Below are 24,055 nucleotides of genomic sequence, written 5' to 3'. Positions count from 1 at the left end.
GACACCCGAGTCAGTACGAAAGTTCACCGTCGACAAGCGCGGGTCTGCCGTCGATGTACAGCCGCCGGATGTCAGTGAGGTCGTCTTCGTCGAGCACCAGCACGTCGGCGGCAGCGCCCGGTTCGATGGTGCCGCGGGTGGCACCGATCGCGGGATAGGTCTCCGCGGGCGTCCCACAGACGAGTGTGACTGCCTCCGCGAGCGGGAGAATGTCGCGCTCGACGATTGCCTGCAGCGGAACGAGGAGGCTGTGGTACTCCCCGCCGGGATGTTGCCACGACCAGTCTGTGGTGACGGTATCGACTAGCCCTCGCTCGACGAACTCGAAAAATTGCTCGCGCATCTGCGCTTGTTTTTCCGGTCGCTGTCGGTCGCTGTCGGTGAACAGGTCCCAGGTGCTGATGTCGATTGTCACGTTCTCGTAGGAGCCGATTTCGGCCGCAAACTCCAGGGCCTCCTCGTGGGCGAACGTGGGGTGGTTCGAGTGGCCAGCGACCAGCGGCACGCCGCGCTCAGCGAGTTCTCTGGTCTTGTCCATCGAGGCCGCGGCGTTGTGTACCATCACCGGGAGGTCGTACTGCGTGGCGTACGTGCTGACCTCCTCGAACCCGTCGAGCGTCTTCTCGACTGACGGCCAGGTCACCTCCATGATCAGGTCTTTGAGCGCTTCCGGGTCGAGAGCGTCCCGAAGGTCGGTGTCTTCGAGTACCTGCTCGGCGGCGGCCTCGTCGTAGTGGTCGGGGTCGGCGTACCGGCCGATAACCGCAGTAATGAGGTCGTCTGCCGCTGCCGCCGTAATCTCCTGTCCGGTGCGCTCCTCGACTGCATCGGGGACGTACTTGATGCGCTGGAGCGACCCCGCCAGCGTGCTCCCCGACCCGACTTCTCCGAGCATGACTGCCCCGGCCGCCACGGCCTCGGGAATAGTGTACGACTCGTGTGCCGCGTGTAGCCCCGACCCGTCCGAGGCCCGGGCCGCGTCGAGATTTGCCGGAGACGGGCACGCTCCGAGTTCGATCTTCAGCGGGTGGTTGTGCCCACCCGCGGTAATATCGGACGGGAGCGCGAACGTGTCGACGTTGATCACCGTCGACGTTCCCTGCATGAGGTGTCTGTCACGGTTTCGCTTCGCCACTGCTGGCGTCGGCGGATCCGAGGCCGACGCCGAAAACGGCGCTTCGACCACGTGGTGAACGTGACTGTCGACGAGTCCGGGCATCACGATGTCGCCTGCAACGTCGACGATATCCGCCCGTTCGAATGCTGGGTCGTCCACCGCGACAGCGGAGTCGGAAACGCTGACAATCCGACCGCCCGCCATCACGACTGCACCGCCCCGGACGAGCGGTGACCCGTCACCCGGAACGATTGTGGCGTCGTTGAGAACGACTGTCTCCGTCGGGAGGTCCGAAAGTGGCATGTCTCCACTCTAGCCGGTAGACTGGATAATTCTTCCCCACGTCGCCTGAGAGCGGCCCAGAGCTACCTACATTTATATACACATCGACCCACCGGTATCCTGAAGACAATGACAGACACAGTCGCCGATCCGATCGTCGTCCTTCCCGGGGCCGCACACGGAATCCCTGTCGAGGAGTACGTCCAGTTACTCCGTGACCGCCTCCCCGACCACGAGATCCGTCTGGCACGAACCAGCGAGCAACAGCGCGAGGCCATCTCTGATGCGGTGGTCGCCACGGGCGGGGCCATCGACGCCGACCTCGTCAGACAGTCAGAGCAACTCAGATACTTCGCCTGCCGGTCTGCGGGCACGAACCACCTGCCGATGGAGGAACTCGAAGAGCGAAACGTCGTCGTGACGAACGGGTCCGGCGTCTACGGCGTGCAGGCGGCGGAACACGCCGTCTGCAGCATGCTCATGTTCGCACGCCGCTCGCAGTACGGCTTTCGTCGGCAGGAAGACCGCGAGTGGCAGCACTATCAGGCCGCGGGTGAAGTCACCGGGAGCACAGTGACGGTGCTCGGTCTCGGGTCGATCGGACAGACCGTCGTCGAGCGACTCCAGGGGTTCGACGTGCACACCATCGGCGCGAGATACACGCCATCGAAGGGCGGCCCCACAGACGAGGTGATCGGCTTCGACCGAGACGAGATACAGGACGCGCTCAGTCGGAGTGACTACCTCGTCGTCGCCTGCCCGCTCACCGACGCCACGGAGGGGTTGATCGACACGGCGGAACTCGCGGCGCTACCGAGTTCGGCCGTGCTGGTCAACGTCGCCCGCGGCGGAATCGTCGACACCGACGCGCTCGTCCGGTCGCTTCGCTGGAATCAACTCCGCGGGGCGGCTCTCGACGTGACGGATCCGGAACCGCTGGATCGCTCGCACCCGCTCTGGGAGTTCGAGAACGTTATCATCACGCCCCACATGGCGGGCAGCTCGCCGAAACTCTGGGAGCGAATGGCCGACATCCTCACCAGAAATGTCGAACGGATCGAGGAGACGGGGGACTTCGATGAGCTAGAGAATATCGTCCCCACATGAGATAGCAGTGGCTCGCGACAGCAACGGCGCTCGGTCAAGCCAATTCAGTCAGTGCTCGCCCACGGTTTCGTCTTGCTGTCGTTGACGACATACCGGAGTGTCCCATTCTGAAGGCCTGCGACAACTTCTTCAGCGGCTTTTCGCTGGAGTTCCTCCTTAGATTGCTCGGAGTACCACGCGGCGTGTGGCGTGATGATCACGTCGTCGAGACCGAGCAACGGCGAATCGCCCGGCGGTTCCTCCTCCATGACGTCGATGGCGGCAGCATGGATCTCGTCGTTCGTGATCGCATCGTAGAGTGCGGACTCGTCGACGACTGGGCCTCGCGAGGTGTTGACGTAAATTGCGCTTTCCTTCATCGCGCTGAATGCGTCTGCATCGATCAGGTGACGCGTCTCCTCTGTCAGCGGCGGATGTGAGGAGATCAGGTCAGACCGGGCGAACAACTCCTCGAATCCGACCGATTCGACACCGTATTCCTCGATCGTCTCGTCAGAGACGTACGGATCGTAGGTGAGTACGGTGAGGTCGAATCCCTCGATTTTTTCGGTGACACGGCGGGCGATCTTTCCGAAGGCGACGAGTCCAAGCGTCTTCCCGCGGAGTCGTTCGAGCGGTGCCTCGGCTTCCCAGTCCCAGTTCCCACTGTTGACGTGTTCGCGGTACTGTGGGATCCGTCGAACGGAGGCAAGCAGGAGCGACACAGCGTGTGTCGACACCTCCTCGACGCTGTAGTCGGGAACGTTCGTGACAGTCACCTCGTGGTCGTTCGCGGCGTCGAGATCGATGTGGTCGACCCCGATACCGTAGGAGGAGACAATCTCGAGGGAATCGATATGCTCGAACACTGCCGCTGTGATGGGTATGTGCGTCGCTGTGAGCAGTGCATCGATATCATGGCCCTCAGCAGCATCGATAATCTCCTCGGCGGACCCTGCGTCAGTCACGATCAGATTGATCCCCGTGTCCTCGAACACACGGTGCTCCGGTTCCAGATCGGGGAACACTGTCTCGGTTACGAGTACATTTTTCGACATCTGTATCAGTCGATCTAGCCCTTGTTCGGCGACTGTCTTAATTATACTGGCTACGTGTCGAGGGCACTCGCCGCCGAGTGACTCCCCCGCGGCGGCAGTCCGGGGTGTGCATAGTTTTTTATCGCCTGCCGTATCACGATGAGGTATGTCTTACAGCCTGCTCCTGAAAGGAGCGAGAGTTGTCGATGGAACTGGAGCGCCGTGGTTCGACGGTACTGTTGCGGTTCGTGACGGCACGATCGAACGGGTGCTGTCCGACCCCGACCCCGACCTGACAGCCGATACCGTGGTTGATCTCGATGGTCTGGCGGTCGCTCCGGGCTTCATCGACGCACACTCTCACTCTGATCTCGCGCCGTTCGGTGGGTCGCCGTTCGAACCGAAGATCCGACAGGGCGTGACGACCGAAGTCGTCGGACAGGACGGACTCACGATGGCTCCGCTCGACGACGACCGGGGTGACGAGTGGATCCAGTATCTGCGTGCCGTCGTTGGAGAGGCCGACGATGGGCCGAGCACGTGGGAGACGACAGAGGCGTACCTGAACGCAATCGACGAGGCAGAGCCGCCAGCGAACGTCGCGATGCTCGCTGGGCACGGCACGATCCGAATGCAAGTACTCGGCATGTCGAGTGCGACACCGACAGAGAGCGAACTCGAAGAGATGGAGAACCTCGTCGCGCGGTCGGTCGAGGCAGGCGCAGTCGGGTTCTCGACGGGGCTGGAGTACTTCCCGCATCGACACGCAGACACCACGGAAGTACGTCGCCTCGCCGGACAACTCAGCGACTCGGGCCTGCCGTTCGTGGCGCACATCCGGAGTTACAGCCGCGACATGTGGACTGCACTCGACGAGTTTGTCGACATCGGGGCAAGCGAAGAGATTCCGGTTCATCTCTCGCATTTCAAACTGGGCGGAGACAAGTCCGGACTCCACGACCGCGCCCTCGAACTCGCCCGTGCCGCGCGCGACCGGGGCGTCGATTTCACCGCTGATCTCTACCCGTGGATTCCTGGGAACAGTATCCTCAGCGCACTCCTCCCGCCCTGGGTCTTCGATGGCGGCACGGAGAAGATGATCGAACGGCTGGCAGATGAGGAGACTCGCGCACAGATCAAAGGAGACATGGAGGCAAACGACGGTAGTTGGGATATCGCGTGGGAGAACCTCATCATTAGCCACGTCGGATCGAGTGAGAACGAACACGTGCTGGGCCGAACGCTCGGCGAGATAGCAGAGAAGACGGACACCGACCCGTTCGAACTCATGTGTGACCTCCTCGTCGAGGAGGATCTGGAAGTCGCCATCGTGACCCTGAACCCCGCAGAGACCGCAGAGGAGGACATCCGAGTCGTGATGCAGGACGAACGCGTCGCGCTTGGCTCAGACGCTATCATGGGGAAACACTCACATCCCCGGATGTACGGCGCATATCCAAAGATTCTGGGAACCTACGTCCGCGAACTGAACCTGCTCTCGCTCGAAGAGGCCGTCCGGAAGATGACCTCGCTCCCGGCCAGAATCTACAACTTCGAACACAAGGGACTCGTCCGGCCAGGGATGGATGCGGACCTCGTCGTCTTCGACCCGCTGAACGTCACCAACCGGGCGACGGTGGACGACCCGCACAACTACCCACAGGGGATCCCCCACGTCCTCGTCGACGGCGAGTTCATCGTTCGGGACGGCGAGCGCACCGAGGCGACGCCGGGCCGTGCGCTCCGGTCCTAAGCGTCGCGTGAACGTAGCTTTATCACCCGGAAACACGACAGCGGTCGTATGGAGATTACGATACTGGGGTCCGGGTCGCCGCCAGTTCCACAGATCGACCGCGGCGGGATCGGCATTCATCTCTCACTTGGTGACGACGACGTGCTCGTCGACTGTGGGCCGCTGACCGTCCATCAGATGGTCGAACACGGGATCGATTTCGTCGATATCGAAGACGTGTTTTTCACCCACCATCACATCGACCACAACAGCGACTTCTTCCAGTTCGCGATTCTGGGCTGGTCGCTCGGGCGTGATACGCTGACCGTCTATGGTCCCGACGGGACTGCGGAGTTCGTCGAGGGGACGACCGACATCTACCACGACCACATCGAAAGCTGGCAGATCCGGGGGCGTCCACGGGAACACGACGCGGCGATACGGGATATCGAGGTGAAGACGGCACCCGACGCGTTCCCGGTCCAGACTGCGGACTGGGAGGTGACCACACAGTCCGTCGCGCACAACATCACCACGACTGCGTACCGATTCGAGGAGCACCCAACCGGACAGTCGTTCGTGTACACCGGAGACACCGGCGCACTCCAGACCGCAGCCACCTTCGCCGCTGACGCGGACGTACTCGTCCACGAGGCGTCACAGATCACCGCAGCGACGATTCTGGAGGCGGAAGCCGTGCCCGCGAAATACCTGCAGGGACCCTTCAGGACGGACACCTACGAGGGGTATCTCGACGAGGCCACGTCGGGAGGAGACCGGGACGACTCAGAGTACCACACGACGGCCGCAGAGGCGGGCGAAGTGGCTGCCAAGGCAAACGTCGACACGCTCGTGTTGACTCACCTGTCCCCCTACCACGACCCCAACGGGATGATACGGCAGGCGAAACAGCACTTCGACGGGGAGATACACATCGCAGAGCAGGGACTTCACCTGACACTCTAGACGCCGTTCGCGTCGACTATTTGACTTTCCCGCGGGCCTGGACCTCCCAGACTTCCTCGACGACGCCGTCACGGTGGCCGACGAGCGTATCGTGGAGGTTGATCGTCGTACAGACGTGCGGGGTGATGAACTCGACGCGCTCGCCAGCGTCGAGCGTCCCCTCGCTGGTATCGACGTAGCCGTGTTCCTCCGAGGCGTTCTCGTAGCTGATGTCGTCGCGGTGTTTCGGCACCGGGTCGAGTCCGTCGATGTCCATCGAGATGGACTTGCTTCCCGCATCCACGACAGTTCGTTCCTCGACTGGGCTGGAGATAGCCGTCGTCAGGACGGTGACGGCACAGTCTTCCTTGCCAATCTCGAAGTCTCGGCGGTTGAGCTCGCCCACGTCGTTGAACGGGTACATGCCGGGATTGATCTCGGTGACGACGTCGTGTTTGCCGCTGAACTTCGAGGTCGAAGTGCCCCCGACTTTCACCTCGTCGACGGAGACGCCGGTCTCGGTCTCGATCCGGTCGATCCACTCGGCGGTCTGGTCCATCGCCTCCGCACAGAGTCGCTCGAAGTCCTCCTTCGACTCTGCGCTGAGTGCGACGTGTGCCTCGTAGGCCATCACGCCAGCGAAGTTCAGGTTCGGGAGTTCCTCGATCAGGGCCGCCATCTCGACTGCATCCTCGACTGTGGGAGCGCCGACCCGGTTCAACCCGAGGTCGAACTCGAGGATGACGTCGACGACCGCGTCGCGGCGCGCTGCGGCCTCCTGCAGCGGGTGGATGTTCCCCGGCGTGTCCACTGTCGTCGTGAACTCGTCGAGTTTCTCCGAGACCCGGATCAGGCGGTCGAGTTTGCTCTCCTCGACGACCATATACGAGAGGTAGATGTCGTCGATGCCGTTCTGAGCCATGACCTCGACCTCTGAGAGCGTCTGGCAGAGGATGCCGTCGCCGCCCGTCATCTCGTTTTGAAGATGGGCGAGGTCGGGGATCTTGTGGGTTTTCACGTGCGAGCGGAGCCCAATCCCCTGCTCGTCGGCAAAGGAGGCGTAGTCGCGCATGTTCCGCTCCATCACGTCCAGATCGACGAGTACGGCAGGCGTTTCGATGTCGTCGATCGAGTCGTATACGTCCGGGTCGAGGTCGGTCAGTGATCGCATTATCACCCTATTCGGTGCCAGTGATTTAAAGATTGTCAGCGGTCCCCGGACAGCGGGGTCACACCGTCACCAGATCGTCCAGCCGCCGTCGACGACGAGGTTCTCGCCTGTCACCCACTTGCTCGCGTCGGAGGCGAGAAACGCGACTGCGCCTTTGAGGTCCGTCTCGTCGCCCATCCGCCCCAGCGGCGTGCGATACCGGTAGTTCTCGACGAACACGTCCTCGTAGTCCGGGTTGTCCTCGTGGTCTTCGTTGTAGAACCCGCCTGGAGTCACGCAGTTTACCCGGATCCCCTCCGACCCGAACTTGGCGGCAAGCCAGCGGGTGAGTTGCACGACGCCAGCCTTCGCAGGCCCGTAATTGCTGGGATTGTCGAGGCCGCTGTCGCCGTAGATGCGGTGGTCCGGCGCGACGAGTCCGTAGATGCTGGAGACGTTGATGATAGCCCCGCTCCCCCGCTCGCGCATGTGATCAATCGCCGCACGCGAACAGAGAAACGTGCTCAGCGCGGCCCCGTCGAAAGCCGACCGGAACTCATCGGCAGTCATCTCCTCGAACGACGCCGCGGATCCAGAGTAGGCGTTGTTTACCATGACGTCAATTCGCCCGAAGTGGTCGAGCACCGTCTCGACCATCTGTTCGACCGCATCCTCGTCAGTCACGTCGGCCGGAACCGCAAGTGCCTCCTGATGATTCGCTGTGAGTTCGCGGGCCTTCTCCTCACAGTCAGCCGCCGTGCGTGAGACGACGACGACGTGTGCGCCCAGTTCGGCCAGTGCATCACACATCTGGGAGCCGAGTTGCCCGGGGCCGCCAGTGACAATCGCTACCTGTCCGTCTAGATCGAGTAGTTCAGGGACTGTCTCTGCCATAAGCCAGTCATCACCGGCCACCGTCAAATAGATGCGGGCCGCTGGCTTGCGGAGACCGGTCTGCTACCGAGCGCTTTGGGGCGCTTGTAACAGCAGACACTGGTGTGTCAGTTCGTGGGCAAATAGACGATAGTACTGTATACTAACACACAGATTCGCGACTTCACCCGTCGACTGGGCGGTTTTTCGGGAGTAACATTAATGAGCCTTCGTCGTATGATTCTGTTTGTAATGCAAGGCAACGATCCAAGAGATCAACTACCAAATTCGGTAACGGACCTTTCAAGACGACAATATCTCTCCATCGCGGGGCTGCTCTCCGCGAGCGCGCTTGCAGGCTGTTCGGGAGATGACGACGGTGATAGTTCCGGCGACGGGAGTGGTGACGGCAGCGGCGATGGTTCTGGTGACGGTTCTGGCGACGGGAGCGGTGACGGATCCGGAGACGGTTCTGGTGATGGGAGCGGTGACGGAAGCGGCGATGGCTCTGGCGACGGAAATGGCGGTCCGCAGGCGGGTGGAGACCTCACCGTCGCGATATCGAGTACCATCGACAATCTCGATCCGGCCTACACGCAGTTGGTCACCGCGATTATGATAGAGCGTCAGATGGTCGAGAGCCTCTTTCACGTCAACGAGGATCTAGAGGTGGTTCCGCTGCTCGCGTCGGACTACGAAGTCACCAACGGCGCACAGACGTGGACAGTCGAGTTGGAGGAGGGCGTTCAGTTCCACGAACCCTATCAGCGGGAGATGGTCGCTGACGACGTGGTTCACAACATCAACCGGATCCGCGACCCGGACACTGGCGCTGCAGGTGCCAGTATCATGAACCCCGTCGAGGAAGTGACTGCCATAGACGATTACACCGTCGAGTTCTCGCTTTCCGAACCGGCGGCCGGATTCAACACGGCACTCTCGGCACACACCGTGGCAATTCTCTCGCCGGAGGCGCTCGAAGAACAGGGGGACGCACGCAACAACCCCATCGGAACGGGGGCGTTCACCCTCGACGAGTGGCAGACCGGTTCCTACGTCAGAGTCGCGAAGAACGACTCGTACTGGCGCGAGGATATGCCGTACGTGGACACCGTCTCCTTCCGCCCGATCAGCGAACCAGCAGTCCAGTCCACCGAAATTCAGGAGGGCAACGTCGACGTTATCTCGGGAACCGCCCCGAGTTACGTCGAGACCCACCGGAGCGCGGACGGCATCAACGTCGAAGCGATTGCGGGCGGTGGCTACACGTGCGTCCACATCAACTCAGCCAGTACCACGACACAGGGGCGCAACAGTAACACGCCAACGACAGACGTGAACGTCCGGCGCGCGATCAACCACGCCATCAGCCGAACCGAGATGGCGGAGGTCGTCTCCAGCGGATACGGGACGCCGACCCAGCAGTTCTACCCCGAAGGCAACCCGTGGCGGATCGATTACGACCGATACGGCACCGAGTCCAACCCGGAACGCGCGATGGAATTGCTTGAAGAGGCTGGCTACGACACGCCGATTCCGCTCTCGCTGATCACCGCACCAGCGAACGTGCTCTCCCAGATGGCCGTCGTCGTCGAGGACAACCTCTCGAACGCTGGCTTCGACGTCTCGATCAACGAGTACGAGACGGGAACCTGGGTCGACGAGTTCTTCGCCCACCGGTACGACCTCTGTGTCAACTTCTTCCCCTTCTACGCCGATCCATCGCAACTCCGACAATTCTACCACCCCGACGGCGTCTACGTCCAGCCATACGTCGACGGCAACAACTCGAGCGATCAGGTGATGGATCTCTGGTCGCAGGGGAATCAGGCGACGGATGCAGAGGAACGGCGGAGCATCTACGCAGAACTCCAGCGAACGTTCCTCGACGACTCCGTCAACGCGATCATGTACCACCGGCCGGTGATCGGCTCCTGGCGCGATTCAGTGCAGGACTACAACGTCCACCCGTGGGGCCAGGAGATAAACGTCAAGCAGGCGTGGCTCGACCGGTAGGCTGAGAACGGCGGCTTTCGTCTCTTTCATTCGAGTCGAATTCGCTTTCTCGATGGTGAGTCCGATTCGAGCCGAATTCGCTCTCGAAGGTGAGCGAGCGATTTCCCGCGTGTCACGAGAGTGCCGAACAGGTGGTTAGTCCGTGTCGGACGGCTTCGGATCCGACTGTTCCTTCTGGCTCGGGAGCAACTCGCCCCCAGTCATAATCTCGTCGACAGTAAAGCCCTTCTCGCGCTGGAGTTCCTCGTCGAAGAGATGACAGTGGATGTCGTGCCCGTCGCCCACGTCGTGGTAGTCTGGGACTTCGGTTTTGCACTCCTCCATCGCGTAGGGACATCGCGTGTGGAACCGACACCCTGACGGCGGGTCGATTGGGCTTGGTGGTTCGCCCTGAGGAAGGATGCGGTCGCGCGCAGCGTCGGGGTCGGGCTGTGGGATCGACGAAAGCAGTATCTCGGTGTAGGGATGGTGTGGCGAGTCGAAGAGTTCATCGACAGTGCCGGACTCGACGATTTCGCCCAGATACATCACGGCGATGCGGTCGGCGATGTGCTGGACGACGTTCAGGTCGTGAGCGATGAACAGATAGGTGAGTCCGAACTCCTCCTGAAGATCCATCAGCGTGTTCAGGATGCTCGCCTGCACGCTCGCATCGAGCGCGCTCACCGGTTCATCAGCGACGATAAAGTCCGGTTCGACGGCGAGCGCTCTCGCGATGCCGATCCGCTGTTTCTGCCCGCCGCTGAACTCGTGGGGGTAGCGGTCGATGTGACTCGCTTCGAGTCCGACCGTTTCGAGCAGTTCGACGACGCGGTCGCGTTTCTCCTGCTCCGAAGAGACGATGTCGTGAATTTCCATCGGACGACCGATGACCTCCTTGATCGTCATCCGCGGATTGAGACTGGAAAAGGGGTTCTGGAAGATGACCTGCAGATCCGAACCCGCGTCCCGTAGCTCTCGCCGCCCCAGTTCTGTGAGATCGGTTCCCGCGTACACGATTTTCCCCTCGTCGGGTTCGTACAGGCGCGTCAGTGTCCGGCCGAGCGTGGTCTTTCCACAGCCAGACTCGCCGACCAGACCCAGCGTTTCGCCCTCCTTGATCGTGAGCGACACGTCGTCGACGGCGTGAACGTACGAGCGGTTGCCGAACAGCCGGTCGGCCCAGGTTTCAGACTCGGGTGTGAAGTACTTCTTGAGGTTCTGAACGTCGATGAGCGTCTCGCCGATCTGTCTGTCGCGCTCGGTGTCGTCGGCCTCGATCTGTTGGTCGGCCGCGAAGTCGATGTCGTCGACGTGGAAACAGGCCGACTCGTGGCGGCCGCCGGGTCCGGCCTCGACTGGTTCAAGATCTGGGTCCTCGGCCTCGCACTGTTCTGTGGCGTAGGGGCAGCGGGGATGGAAGCTACAGCCACTCGGCATCTCGATGAGGTCCGGCATCGTCCCCTCGATGGGATCAAGTTTCGTCCGCTGGTCATCGATCCGCGGAATCGCCTTCAGTAACCCGAGTGTGTAGGGATGGCGAGGAGCGTCGAAGAGACCGTCGACCGTTCCCTTCTCGACGATTTCGCCAGCGTACATGACTGCGATCCGGTCGCACATCTCCGCGATGACGCCCATGTCGTGAGTGATCAGGTGTACGGAGAGGTCGTACTCGTGCTGGAGTTCGTCGAGCAACTCCAGAATCTGTGCCTGTGTGGTCACATCGAGTGCGGTTGTCGGTTCGTCAGCGATGACCAGATCCGGGTCACAGGACAGCGCCATCGCGATGAGTGCACGCTGGCGCATTCCACCGCTGAACTGGTGTGGATAGTCGTCGATCCGGCTCTTTGCGTCGGGAATGCCGACACGGTCGAGCAGTTCGATCGCACGCGTTCGTGCGCTCTCGTGGGAGACGTCGCGGTGGTGCTTGATGATGTCGGTGATCTGTGTCTCGATGGTGTAGGATGGGTTGAGCGACGTCATCGGGTCCTGGAAGATCATCGAGATTTCGTTTCCGCGAACCGACCGGAGTTCCGCCTCGCTCATCTCCTGCAGGTCCTGGCCCTTGAATCGAACTTCGCCGTCGGTGATCCGTCCGGGATCCTGTATCAGTCCGATGATGGACTTCCCGGTGACGGACTTTCCGGCCCCGCTCTCACCGACGAAGCCGAACGTCTCGCCCTGTTCGATGGTGAAACTGACGTCGTTTACCGCGTGAACAGTTCCGTCCTTGGTCTCGAACTGCGTCGACAGATTGCGGACTTCGAGGAGTGGGTCTGCCATTAGATTGCACCTCCCTTCTCGTCGGTGTCAGTCTTTGGATCGAGCGCGTCGCGCAACCCGATGCCGAAAAACGTCAGTCCGAGGACGGTGACGAGAATCGACAGACTGGGGAACATGATGACCCAGGGCGCGAGTTCGATCGTGTTTTGCCCCTCGCTGATGATCGCACCCCACGTCGGAGTCGGCGGCGAGGCGCTCAAGGCGAGATACGACAGCCCAGCCTCCGCGATGATCGAATACGCGAACGTGATCGTCGCCTGGACGATCACCGCAGAGAGCAGGTTCGGGAGCATGTCCCGGCGCATGATCCCGAAGCTACTCTCGCCGTAGGATATCGCGGCGAGGACGTACTCCTCTTCCCGAACCGAGAGCGCGCTTCCCCGCGTGACACGCACCATGGGCGGAACGAACGCAATCGAGAGGGCGAGAATCGCCCGATTCAGACCGGGACCCAGAATCGCGACGATGACGAGTGCGAGAAGGATACTCGGGAAGGCGAACATCACGTCGATGACACGCATGATCGCTTCGTCGACCTTCCCGCCGTAGAACCCCGCGAGAAGCCCGAGGAAGACACCGACGACCGTCGAGGAGATCGTGACGATCACTGCGACACGAAGGCTGATCCGGGCACCGTATATCGTTCGGATGAGCACGTCACGGCCGTACCGGTCCGTTCCGAACAGGTGTTCGAGCGAGGGGTTCTGGAACCGCACCGTCGGATTGATCGAGGTGGGATCGCTGGTGATCAGCAGTGGCCCGATCACTGCGATGAGGATGTATACGATCGAGAGACCCAGACCGACCATCCCGAGTCGATTCTGCTTGAATCGCCGGATCATCGCCTTTCGTTGACTGTTCTGCTCGATCCGCCCAGTGAGACGGTCACGGAGAGAGGTGGATTCTGAACTCATGAGTTAGTACCTGATTTTCGGATCGAGGAGGCCGTAGAGCAGGTCCACGACGAGGTTGACGACGATGAACGTCGTCGTCAGCGCGAGCAACCCGATCTGGACCACTGGATAGTCTCGTTCGAGGATACTGTTCAACACGAGTCGGCCGACGCCCGGATAGGCGAACACCTCCTCGATGATGACGAGACCGCCGATCATGTACCCGAACTGGATGCCGATCACAGTCAGCGTCGGAAGAAATGCGTTCCGGAGCACGTACTTGAGGACGACACGTCGCGGTGGGTGGCCGAATGCCCGCGCCGTCTGGACGTAATCCTTGCCGAGTTCTTCGAGCATCTCAGACCGGAGATACCTGGTGAACACCGCCGCGTTGATCACCCCCAGCGACAGGGCCGGTAAAAAGGCGTGCTGAAAGTTTCCGACGGGGTCCTCCAGAAGAGGCGTGTATCCCGAGGGCGGGAGTATGCTGAGGTAATCGGCGAAAAACAGAATGAAGAAAATCCCGATGACGAAACTCGGGATTGCGATGCCGATCTGTGAGAAAAAGAGTGCGAGGTAATCGATCGGAGAGTTTCGATTGACTGCTCCGAAGATTCCCAGCGGGAACGCCAGGATGAGTGCGATCACCATGCCAAACAGCGCGAGCTGGAACGACCGCGGATACCGCTGGAGCAGGAGTTTTTGGACAGACTGGTCGTTTATCAGGCTGTTCCCCCAGTCCATCGTGATGACGTCACCGAGCCAGATGAAGTACTGTTTCCACACCGGAACATCGAGACCGAGACGCTCCCGGAGCGCCTCCAGCGCCCCCTCCTGGGCGAACTGTCCGAGGATGATCTGCGCGGCGTCACCCGGAACAAGCCGAACGATGGAGAATATCAGCACCGACGCCCCGAGGAGAACGCCAATACTGACCACGGTACGCTTCGCAGCGTAGCTGATCCAGCTCATATTATCTCTGCCAGCTGTCGCTCTGCCGTCGTTTAGTACGGTACGTTGACAATACACCACACCGCCGGGCTGCGATCAGAGTCATTCTGTTGGACGCTATCGCCCCGACAGTATAATTGTTATGCACACCCACGGTATCGGGCGGCCGAGCGGGGGGGGGTAGGACCTGTTCGAAGGCGAGAACGCTCGGCGTCAAAAATTTATAAACGGGAGGTGTGAAGACGTTAGATATGGCCCGAAACGTACGGACTGGCAGTGTTGATCGATACGGACTGTTCGTCGACGGCGAGTTCGACGACAGTTCCGAGAACACCTTTACCACTATCGACCCGGCGACGGGAGACACACTCGGCGAGTTGACGTCGGGCAGCCGTGACGACGTTCAACGGGCGATAGACGCCGCAGCAGCGGTTCAGCCGGAACTGGAATCGATGACTGCTTTCGAGCGAGCGGAACTCTGCCACGAGGTTGCCGACGCGATGGAGGACAACCAGGATGAACTCGCCGAGTGGCTCTCCCGCGATCAGGGAAAGCCGCTCGAAGACGCTGCGGGTGAAATCGAAGGGGGAGCGAACCTCTGGCGGATGGCCGCCGAAGACATCAAGCGAGATGAACCGGCGACACATCCCTCCGAGAACCCAGACAAGCGAATCTACACCACTCGGAAACCACACGGCATCGTCGGCGTCATCACCCCCTGGAACTACCCAGTCGCCATCCCTATCGAGTATCTCGCTCCGGGAATCGCCTGCGGGAACAGCCTCATCTGGGTCCCTGCGCCGTCGACGTCGGTCATCGCGATGAAAATCGCAGAGGTCATCCAGGAGACGTCAATTCCGGACGGCGCGATCAACGTCGTGACCGGCGACGGCGCGACGGTCGGCAACGAGGTGGCACAGAACGCGGGTACACACGCCGTCGGCTTCACCGGGAGTCCGGCGACCGGTGAGGCGGTGGCCCAAGCCGCTGGCACGAAGCCGACACTCCTCGAACTCGGCGGAAACGGCCCGATTGTCGTCCTCGATGATGCGAACATCGAGGCGGCAGTCGAGCGAGCAGTCTTCAGTTGCTTCGCGAACTCCGGGCAAGACTGCGCCGGGGGCGAGCGCGTACTCGTCGACGAGTCGGTCCACGACGAATTCGTCTCGCAGTTCGTCGAACGGGCCGAGGAGTACACTGTTGGTGACCCGCTGGAGGACAGCACCGACCTCGGGCCGATGAACAACGAGGGTGTCTTCTCGAAGGTGGTGAGCCACCTCGACGACGCCAGAGAGAAGGGTGCGACCTTCGAACTCGAGGGCGGACCGATGGCGGACGCGCCGAGCGACCTGTTCCTGTCGCCGAGCGTCCTCACCGGCGTCACGCCGGAGATGACCGTGTTCCAGGAGGAGACCTTCGGCCCGGTCGCGCCGATCACCTCGTTCAGTTCCGAGGAGGAGGCGATCGACCTGGCCAACACTCACGGGACGGGGCTGATCTCCGGCGTGTTCACGAGTCGGATCGACCGCGCGCACCGCTTTGCCGACGCGATCAAGACCGGGACTGTCCACATCAACGAGGGGAGTTGCTACTGGGAGCAACACACCCCCTTCGGCGGCTACAGTGGGCGAGACAGCGGCAGTGGTCGCCTCGGTGGACGGTACTCCATCGAGGAACTCTCCCAGATCAAAAACGTCACCATCGACACGGGGAACGTGCGAGACGAGCAGCCCTGAGAGCCGTCTCACGTCACCCAGATTCACAGCGTCTGGCTGCACAACCTATTTTTACCGCGAACGGGTCTGTTCACTCGTTATGTCGAACGACACCGGATCCGTCGTCACTGTCGAGGGTACGATTCCCCCGGAAGACCTCGGTCTCACGCTCCCGCACGAACACATCTTCATCGACCTGGTAGAGGCGTGGTTCGATATGCCGTCCTCGGCCCACGAGCGGTCGCTGGCGCGCGAAGAGGTCTCGCTCGATAACCTCTGGTACATCCGCCGGAACCCACTCGACAACCGCCACAACGGTCGACTCGAATCAGTCGAAGAAGCGATCGACGAACTCTCACAGTACTACCGCGCAGGCGGTGCGTCCGTGGTCGACGTCACCCCGAAAAACACCGGCGACGACCCGAAGCGCGTCCGCGCCGTTGCGCGAGCGACTGGGTTGACCATCGTCCACGGAACCGCCTACTACACGCGACCTGCTCATCCCGCTCACGTCGACGAGTCGTCGGTCGAAGACCTCACCGAAGAGTTCGTCAGCGACGTACGCGAGGGGATCGACGACACGGACGTTCGGGCGGGACTCGTCGGCGAGATCGGCCTCAGTGACCGGATCCACGACCAGGAGGAGAAAGTGTTGCGCGCAGGTGCCAGAGCGGCCGTCCGCACCGGTGCGCCGCTGAACGTCCATCCGCCGGGGCGAACGCCCGAGTCCCACCAGAACGGAACCTACCCCACCTCCCGGTGGGCGCTCGACATCCTCGACATCGTCGAGGAGGAGGGACTCGCCCCCGACCGAGTCGTCTTCAGCCACATGGACAGGTCCCGCCTCGAACTCGAACCGGAGTCGCTGGACTATCAGCGAGAGGTCGCAGACCGCGGGGCATACCTCGAATACGACCTGTGGGGGACCGAACTGTTCATGGAGAAATACGACAACGGGTGGCCCTCCGACCCGGAGCGAATGAAGGCCGTGCTGGAACTGATCGACGACGGCTACGAGGACCGACTCCTCTTCTCACACGACGTGTGCATGAAGATCCAGCGCCGTGAGTACGGTGGCTTCGGCTACAGCCACCTGCCCGACAATATCCTCCCGACGCTCGAACGGCGGGGCGTCTCGAAGGACACGCTCGACCAGATCACGATCGAGAACCCCCAGACCATTCTGACGTTCGAGTCGCCAGCGGAGTGACGGGAGCAGGGGCTGAACCAGAACCTCCGCCGAACTGAGAACTGCCCGGTCGACCCACACCGAGGGTTTAATTCGTCCCCTGTCCTCTGTCCGGGCGATGGCAACTACCGTCGCGCTGAACGGATCCTTTCTCTCCGAGGTGGAACCGATCCTCGACGAACACGTCACCGAACCTGTCGAATTCGTCTCGATTCCTGACGACGCGAGCGAGGACACGATCAGGTCTGTCATGGAAACGGTAGACGTCCTCGTCGGTGAGTGGCCCGATTTCGAGGGGGAGTCGAGCGTGCGTCTCGTCCAGCAGGTCGGCGCGGGCGTCGATAGCTACGAACGGGAGGTGCTTCCCGCATCGGCCTATCTCTGCAACGTGTACGGCCACGCGACGGGCGTCGCAGAGCACGTGTTCACGCTCTTGCTGGCATTACGCCGCCGACTGATACCGATCGACAGAGACCTCAGAGAAGGACAGTGGCCCGAACCACAGATCACGGGGACGGTGCAGGAACTCGGCGGCCTGACGATGGGCGTCGTCGGGTTCGGTCGGATCGGGCGAGCGCTGGTCGACATGGCGGACGCATTCGGAATGAACGTCGTCGCGATGCGCAGTTCCGAACCGACCGGATCCCCACCGGATGGCGTCGAATACGTCGTCGGACCTGATGCACTCGACCGGTTGCTAGACGACGCGGACGTGGCCGTGCTCTCGCTCCCGCTGACCGAGGAGACAGAACACCTGATCGGACCGTCGGAACTCGACGCGCTCGGAGAGGACGGATATCTGATCAACGTCGCCCGAGGACCGGTCGTCGACGAGGCCGCACTCTACGACGCGCTCTCGGCGGGCACGATTGCAGGGGCTGGGATCGACACCTGGTACAACTATCCCGACGACCACGACGAGCGGTGCGAACCGGCCTCGCATCCATTCGGAGAACTCGACAACGTGGTGATGACGCCTCACATCGCTGGCTGGACGGAACCGACCGCCGACCACCGCTGGCGATTCATCGCCGGGAACATCGACCGCATCGCACGAGGCGAACGCCCGGAAAACGTCGTCTGGGAGCCACGCGAACAGCAGTCCTGATCGGCAGTTCGGTCGGCAAAACGACCAGTGAACCCTCAACATATCTTCTAGATGTTCTTTCAATTGTGAAAGTTTATTAGCTATCATTACGTATCGCGTCGCGTGTCAGCATACGACACACTTCCCGATGAACGACGAGACTAACGAAGACGCGAACGACTCGTCCTTGCTCGAACCGTCGAAGATGACCCGTCGGAGTGTCCTGGCCGGAACCGTCGGCCTGGCATTTCTACCGAAGTATACTGGCGCATCAGACCAAGGACCTGGCATCGCTCAGACAACTGACAGCGGACCATCGCAGGCGAACGGCAACGCACCGATCGAGATCGGTCAGCGACTCGAACTGTTCGTCGACGATTACCTGATCGAGGAGGTAGACGGCGTTCGGAGCAACTACCACCATCCGACGCCGGAGGAGGTTGTCGTCGTCCACGACGAACCCTGGGAGGGCGGAAGCTCAATCTACCACTCACTGTTCGAGGATCCAGCACATCCCTACGATTATCGGATGTACTATCGGGGGTCAGGATTCGAAGATTCGCCGGGCCAGGTGGCGTACATCGAGAGCGACGACGGCCTCGACTGGGAGAAGCCAAACCTGACCGACGACGACAGGAATCTGGTCCCGGACCTCAACTCCATCGCTGGCACGCCAGCGGTGTTCAAAGACGGGAATCCGGACGCGCCCGAGGAGGAGCGCTACAAGGCCGTCGGGGCTACCGGCGGTGGCCTCTCTGGATTCGTCTCGCCGGACGGGTTCAACTGGACGCCGCTGGACGAGAACCCAATCATCACCGACGGTGCCTTCGACAGCCAGAACACCGCCATCTGGGACCCCGTTCAGGAGGAGTACCGCGCATTCTGGCGTTTCTTCGACGACACCGGGCGTTCGATCCGGACCGCTCGCTCGGACGACTTCCGTCAGTGGACCGACCAGAAGGACCTCTCGTATCCCGAGGCACCACCGGAACAGTTGTACACGAACAACATCAAGCCGTACTACCGGGCACCACACATCTGGCTCGGCTTCCCGGCGCGGTACGTCGAACGGGACCCGGACTCCCAGTCGCTCCGCGAACTGCCGGGCTGGGACCTTCGCGAGGGACTTCTCCCGAGCAGATCCGGGTACGCGGTGACTGACACGCTGTTCATGTCGAGTCGTGACGGCGAGACGTTCTCACGCGCTCCCGAGGCGTTCATCCGCCCCGGACTCTGGGAAGACGACGCCGAGAACAACTGGTTCTACGGCGACAACTATCCGGCCTGGCAGGTCGTCGAAATCGAGTCGCCGGACCCGGCGCGGCCGGAAGAACTGTCGCTGTACGCGACAGAGAAGTACCGCACGGGTCAGAACGAACCCGGCAACGGGGCGTCGCAACTGCGGCGGTTCTCGCTGCGGGTCGACGGTTTCGTCTCGATGCACGCACCCCTCATCGGCGGCGAGTTCGTCACCAAGCCCATCATCTTCGATGGTGACCAACTCGTGTTGAACTTCGCGACGTCGGCGGCAGGGTCGATCCGGATCGAACTCCAGAATCCAGGTGGCCAGCCCTACCAGGGCTTCTCGCTCTCGGAGTCGCCGGAAATCTTCGGCGACGACATCGAGCGGGTCGTCGAGTGGCCCAACGCTAACCTGGGAACGTTAGCAGGTCGCCCGGTTCGGATCCGCTTTGTGATGTCCGACGCCGACCTGTACTCGTTCCGGTTCCAAGGCGAAGGCGGTGGCCCGACGATCGAAGAGCCAGAGAACCCGGTGTCACACTATCCGTTCGATCGAGTCCTGGGTGGTGAGGTGTTTGCGGACGCGAGCGGCAACGGTAACGACGCCACAAACAACGGTGGGACGGTCGATTCCGGAACCATCAACAACGCTGTCCGTCTCGACCAGAACGACACCTGGGCCGACACGCCGACGCTGTCAATCGAGGACGAGATATCGGTCGCTGGGTGGGTCAACACCGAGGCGGTCGACGACTCGCATTTCATCCTCACCGGCGCAGACGACGAGGGCAAGTTCATCCTGTATCTCTTTAATGACCAGCCCACGTGGTGGCTCGGAACCGACGACAGTCAGGGGTATCGGCTCGCGCGGAACCCGTCGATTTCGACGGGGCAGTGGGTGCATCTGGCAGGCACCTACGACGGCAGTGACCTCCGTCTGTACGTCGATGGTTCACTCGCAGCAACCCAGGCCGTGGACGTTCCCGACCTGCTCGAACCGGTGCCCTGTCGTATCGGTGCAGACACCCGGCCAGGGCAGGACGGAAACTTCGAGTTCCTCGGTCGGATCGACGACATGTGGGTATTCGACCGCACGCTCAGCGAGAGCGAAGTGCAGGATCTCTACAACAACGCGGCCCAACCCAGCAATCCGGTCGCACACTATCCGTTCGACCAACTCCAGCAGACCGACGAGTTCTTCGAGGACGCAAGTTCGAACGGCAACGACGCCACCAACAGCGGCGCGGTGATCGACGGCGGCGTCATCGACAACGCGATCCGCCTCGACCGGAACGACACCTGGGCCGACACACCGACGCTCCCATTCCAGAACGGCGTGTCGGTCGCTGGCTGGGTCAACACCGAAGACACGAGTACGTCACACTTCATCACCACCGGCGCAGACGACGAAGGGAAGTTCATCCTGTATCTCAACGGCAATCAGCCCACGTGGTGGCTGAACACCGAGGGCGGCCCTGTCCTCGCGCGGAACCCCTCGATTGCGACAAACGAGTGGGTACACGTTGCAGGCACCTACGACGGGAACGACCTTCGCCTGTACGTCGACGGCCAAGAGGTGGCGACCCAAGCCGTGAACGACGCGGATCTGCTCGAACCAGTGCCCTGTCGCGTCGGCGCTGATTCTCGGCCGGGCAGTGAGGGCGACTTCGAGGTCGAAGGGCGCATCGACGACATGTGGATCTTCGACCGCGCACTCGAACCGGGCGAGATAGCGTATCTCTACAACGAGGGAAGCAGCTAACGCAGCTCTCTATCTGACCTTCTCGCTACTGCGAGAGCGCCAATTGGACGGGCAATATTACACCGGCGTGACGTGATTTTCGAGTCTCCCGATGCCGTCTATCTCCATCACGAGTTGGTCGCCCTCTTGCAGCGTGTCGGCCGGGGCGAACGGGCCACCGGTGAGCAGGACTGTCAGCTCTGCAACGTCGTCGTGTTCGGTGATGTGACTCGGCAGGTCCTCGACCGCCCGGAGCATCTCCTCGGTCGATTCGGCGTCCTCGAAGATGATCTCGCCGTCCCGCTCGACGGTCATCCGAATCTCCAGGTCGTGGGGATCCGGAATCGACTCGGCGGATGCGATCGCCGGGCCGATCGAACAGCAACGGCTGAATATCTTCGTCGCGGAGAGATAGAGCGGATTGCGCCGGAGCAGCCCGGACGCGCTCATGTCGTTGCCGACCGTGTAGCCGACGATGTCGCCGCGGTGGAGTATCAGGGCGAGTTCCGGTTCAGCGACGTTGTACTCGACGTCGCTCCTGATGCCGACTGCCTCGCTGGGCCCGACCGTCCGTCGGGCCGTCCCCTTGAAGAACAGTTCCGGCGGGTTCTCCGGGTCGTAGACCATCAGTGTCAGGTCGGCGTGGTCGTACTCCTCTCGGAACGCTTCCTCGTCCTCGACGTGGTTGTAGGTGCCGCCGATCGCCCACACTTCGTCGGGCGCGACCGGGCGGGTGGCGTCAGCGACGACTCCGTCGACTGCGAGTTCTGTCGCCTCGGGGATGTGGAGTCGCGCGACGTCGTCGATGCTCTGGTCGGAGAGCGCGGCGGCCCGAGCAAGATCTGTGAAGGTTCCGAGGTCTTCTGTGGCGGCAGTCAGGTCGTAGGCTGTCTCGTCAGTGCGGGCAATCAATCTTGACGCGCCGGTTTCGTCGGTCAGTCGGTAGTATCGCATACTATCGCAGTCGCGTGTCTGGTAGAAAAACCTACCGAGCAGATGGCCCGTGTCAGACCACCCGACTCGCACGAACCCTGGTCAGTCCGGGGACGTAACTGGATTGTCGAGTTGTCCCACGCTCTCGATAGACGCGCTGATAGTGCTTCCGACCGTCAGCCCCTCCTGCACCCCGCCAGGGTCCCCGACCGAGATGACATCACCCGGTCGCAACTCCAGAATGGAGGACAGAAAGCGAACGATAAACGGGAACGAAAACCGCATTCCTGCCGACGACCCCGAGCAGATACGCTCCCCGTCCTGCTTGAGCGTCATTTCGAGTGACGTTGGATCGTCGACCTGATCTGCAGGCGTGATCCCCGGACCACACGGCGAGAACGTATCCAGCAACTTGTACGCCATCGGCCCCGGCCAGTCTGTCTTGGCAGTGACATCGTTCGAGACAGTGTATCCGGCGACGTGGTCCATCACGTCGGCCTCGTCGATATCGCGCCCGCCCCTCCCGATGACGAGACAGAGTTCGACCGCTGGTGTGACTGCCTCGCGAACACGCTCGGGCACGACAATCGGTTCGTCCGGCCCCACGATAGCCGTTTTCGGAACCAGCCACTGCGCCGGAACGCTTGGCAGGGAATGGCCCCCCTCACGGAGATGGTCGGTGTACACGTCGCCGAGCGCGATGAGCCGACCACTTGATGCAAGCGGTGCCACGACAGTCACCGCAGACGACGGATGTATTGCAGCCTCGGGGGCGTCGGAGACGGCAGCGACGAGATAGTCCGTCCCCTCCCGGCCGAGCCGTTCGAGTGCCCGTGTAAATCCGCTCGACTGATCGTCAGTTTCGGCGACGGCAGTCGCCGTTAGATCGACGAACGAACCGTCATCACGCCTCACGCCCGGTCGAGGCGGCCCGTCACCGAACACACAGCGGAGCAGTTTCATCGGCTTGCCTCCCACTCGACGGTGGCCTGAAGGGTTCCAACGGATTCGACCCATGCCTCGACTTCGTCACCGTCTTCGAGCGCTGGTGCGCCGCGTATCGGCGTCCCGGTGGTTATGAGATCACCCGGTGACAGTGTCATCACCTTCGAGACGTAGCTGACGAGTTGCTCGAGCGGAAACCGAAACGAGGTCGTCGATCTGACGTCGACCGGTTCCCCCTCGACCCGGATCCCCAGAGCCAACGCCTCCGGGTCGAGAGCTTCGGATTCGACGAACTCTGGGCCACACGGCAGACTGGTATCGAACATTCGGTATCCCTCCAGCCCCGGTTCGTCGTCGTGGACGGCGAGATCCATACAGACGGTGTATCCGCCGATGACCTCCAGCGCGTCGTCGGGTTCGAGTGCGTGAGCGTGCGAGTCGACGACGACACCGAGTTCGACGCCGGGGCGAACGTCGCGCATCTGCGCCGGAATACGAACTGTACCCTCGTGAGGAGTGAGCGTCGAGTCGGGTGCAACCCACAGACTGGGAAACTCCATCTCGTTGAACCCCGCGCCTTCGACGAGGTGGTTGAACCCCTCGTCGGTTACGTCGTGCTCATAACAGCCGTCGAGTCGGACGACGGTCGACGGATCCGTCGGAACCTCGATGTCGACCTCGTTCGCGTCGAACGTCTTCGAGTCATCAAGCGATTCAGCGACAGTCGAGTGTTCCGGCGGAGCGGAGCATGAAACGATCTGACCGGCGATGCGATAGCCGAACTGCGGCGGCCCGCGCTCTGAAGTGAATCGGACGAATCCCATACCGGTCTGTCGCAGTTCGCGATGATAAAGCCACC

18 protein-coding genes are annotated in these 24,055 nt (G+C 61.8%); 8 read left to right on the top strand and 10 right to left on the bottom strand.

Annotated features, from left to right (window positions below; all coding sequences use genetic code 11):
• Positions 1-10: 10 nt before the first annotated feature.
• A complete protein-coding gene (locus tag ACMGFL_RS06530; protein WP_436934730.1) occupies positions 11-1,420 on the bottom strand; it encodes an amidohydrolase family protein in 1,410 nt (469 codons plus the stop codon).
• Positions 1,421-1,528: 108 nt separating this feature from the next.
• On the opposite strand from ACMGFL_RS06530, the gene ACMGFL_RS06525 reads away from it, so the two are divergent.
• Entirely contained in the window at positions 1,529-2,506 is a 978-nt protein-coding gene (locus tag ACMGFL_RS06525) for a D-2-hydroxyacid dehydrogenase (RefSeq protein ID WP_436934729.1), read from the top strand.
• 44 nt (positions 2,507-2,550) lie between these two features.
• On the opposite strand, the gene ACMGFL_RS06520 is transcribed toward ACMGFL_RS06525, so the two are convergent.
• Entirely contained in the window at positions 2,551-3,543 is a 993-nt protein-coding gene (locus ACMGFL_RS06520) for a C-terminal binding protein (RefSeq protein WP_436934728.1), read from the bottom strand.
• Positions 3,544-3,688: 145 nt separating this feature from the next.
• On the opposite strand from ACMGFL_RS06520, the gene ACMGFL_RS06515 reads away from it, so the two are divergent.
• Positions 3,689-5,275: an N-acyl-D-amino-acid deacylase family protein gene (locus ACMGFL_RS06515; RefSeq protein WP_436934727.1), complete on the top strand. Its 1,587-nt coding sequence runs from the start codon at positions 3,689-3,691 to the stop codon at positions 5,273-5,275.
• Between the two features lie 48 nt (positions 5,276-5,323).
• On the top strand, positions 5,324-6,220 hold the full coding sequence (locus tag ACMGFL_RS06510) for an MBL fold metallo-hydrolase (protein ID WP_436934726.1): 897 nt from the start codon (positions 5,324-5,326) through the stop codon (positions 6,218-6,220).
• A 16-nt stretch (positions 6,221-6,236) separates the two neighbouring features.
• On the opposite strand, the gene ACMGFL_RS06505 is transcribed toward ACMGFL_RS06510, so the two are convergent.
• Positions 6,237-7,370 carry an alanine racemase gene (locus ACMGFL_RS06505; RefSeq protein ID WP_436934725.1) on the bottom strand — a complete coding sequence of 378 codons (1,134 nt, stop codon included), beginning with the start codon at positions 7,368-7,370 and terminating at the stop codon, positions 6,237-6,239.
• A gap of 66 nt (positions 7,371-7,436) precedes the next feature.
• A complete protein-coding gene (locus tag ACMGFL_RS06500; RefSeq protein ID WP_436934724.1) occupies positions 7,437-8,243 on the bottom strand; it encodes an SDR family oxidoreductase in 807 nt (268 codons plus the stop codon).
• 231 nt (positions 8,244-8,474) lie between these two features.
• Between ACMGFL_RS06500 and ACMGFL_RS06495 the strand changes: the two genes are divergently transcribed.
• A complete protein-coding gene (locus ACMGFL_RS06495; RefSeq protein ID WP_436934723.1) occupies positions 8,475-10,238 on the top strand; it encodes an ABC transporter substrate-binding protein in 1,764 nt (587 codons plus the stop codon).
• A 135-nt stretch (positions 10,239-10,373) separates the two neighbouring features.
• Here the strand turns inward: ACMGFL_RS06495 and ACMGFL_RS06490 are convergent, their stop codons facing one another.
• The 3 genes from ACMGFL_RS06490 to ACMGFL_RS06480 are packed head-to-tail and all read right to left on the bottom strand — an operon-like array spanning position 10,374 to position 14,365.
• Positions 10,374-12,500 carry a dipeptide ABC transporter ATP-binding protein gene (locus ACMGFL_RS06490; protein WP_436934722.1) on the bottom strand — a complete coding sequence of 709 codons (2,127 nt, stop codon included), beginning with the start codon at positions 12,498-12,500 and terminating at the stop codon, positions 10,374-10,376.
• Positions 12,500-13,414 (bottom strand): ABC transporter permease, encoded by a 915-nt coding sequence (locus ACMGFL_RS06485; protein WP_436934721.1) that lies wholly within the window; start codon positions 13,412-13,414, stop codon positions 12,500-12,502. The genes ACMGFL_RS06490 and ACMGFL_RS06485 overlap by 1 nt, the downstream gene beginning before the upstream one ends.
• A gap of 3 nt (positions 13,415-13,417) precedes the next feature.
• Positions 13,418-14,365, bottom strand: coding sequence for an ABC transporter permease (locus tag ACMGFL_RS06480; RefSeq protein ID WP_436934720.1), 948 nt, complete (start codon positions 14,363-14,365; stop codon positions 13,418-13,420).
• A gap of 230 nt (positions 14,366-14,595) precedes the next feature.
• On the opposite strand from ACMGFL_RS06480, the gene ACMGFL_RS06475 reads away from it, so the two are divergent.
• The 4 genes from ACMGFL_RS06475 to ACMGFL_RS06460 all read left to right on the top strand — a co-directional run bounded on the left by ACMGFL_RS06475 (position 14,596) and on the right by ACMGFL_RS06460 (position 21,339).
• The gene (locus tag ACMGFL_RS06475) at positions 14,596-16,080 is read left to right on the top strand and encodes an aldehyde dehydrogenase family protein (protein ID WP_436934719.1); all 1,485 of its coding nucleotides are present in this window, start codon (positions 14,596-14,598) and stop codon (positions 16,078-16,080) included.
• A gap of 79 nt (positions 16,081-16,159) precedes the next feature.
• Positions 16,160-17,269 (top strand): phosphotriesterase family protein, encoded by a 1,110-nt coding sequence (locus ACMGFL_RS06470; RefSeq protein ID WP_436934718.1) that lies wholly within the window; start codon positions 16,160-16,162, stop codon positions 17,267-17,269.
• Positions 17,270-17,366: 97 nt separating this feature from the next.
• Complete coding sequence (locus tag ACMGFL_RS06465; RefSeq protein ID WP_436934717.1) at positions 17,367-18,356, top strand: 2-hydroxyacid dehydrogenase; 990 nt, start codon at positions 17,367-17,369, stop codon at positions 18,354-18,356.
• 127 nt (positions 18,357-18,483) lie between these two features.
• On the top strand, positions 18,484-21,339 hold the full coding sequence (locus ACMGFL_RS06460) for a LamG domain-containing protein (RefSeq protein ID WP_436934716.1): 2,856 nt from the start codon (positions 18,484-18,486) through the stop codon (positions 21,337-21,339).
• Positions 21,340-21,396: 57 nt separating this feature from the next.
• On the opposite strand, the gene ACMGFL_RS06455 is transcribed toward ACMGFL_RS06460, so the two are convergent.
• The 3 genes from ACMGFL_RS06455 to ACMGFL_RS06445 form a co-directional block, all read right to left on the bottom strand.
• On the bottom strand, positions 21,397-22,272 hold the full coding sequence (locus ACMGFL_RS06455; protein WP_436934715.1) for a fumarylacetoacetate hydrolase family protein: 876 nt from the start codon (positions 22,270-22,272) through the stop codon (positions 21,397-21,399).
• An 81-nt stretch (positions 22,273-22,353) separates the two neighbouring features.
• Positions 22,354-23,214 carry a fumarylacetoacetate hydrolase family protein gene (locus ACMGFL_RS06450; RefSeq protein WP_436934714.1) on the bottom strand — a complete coding sequence of 287 codons (861 nt, stop codon included), beginning with the start codon at positions 23,212-23,214 and terminating at the stop codon, positions 22,354-22,356.
• On the bottom strand, positions 23,211-24,020 hold the full coding sequence (locus ACMGFL_RS06445) for a fumarylacetoacetate hydrolase family protein (RefSeq protein ID WP_436934713.1): 810 nt from the start codon (positions 24,018-24,020) through the stop codon (positions 23,211-23,213). Before ACMGFL_RS06445 ends, ACMGFL_RS06450 begins: the two co-directional genes overlap by 4 nt.
• Positions 24,021-24,055 lie beyond the last annotated feature (35 nt).

It is taken from the genome of Halovenus marina, from assembly GCF_051414115.1.
GTDB classification, from domain to species: domain Archaea; phylum Halobacteriota; class Halobacteria; order Halobacteriales; family Haloarculaceae; genus Halovenus; species Halovenus marina.
The sequence above is the reverse complement of the archived record's forward strand: the minus strand, read 5'-3'. Positions and strand labels throughout refer to the sequence as shown.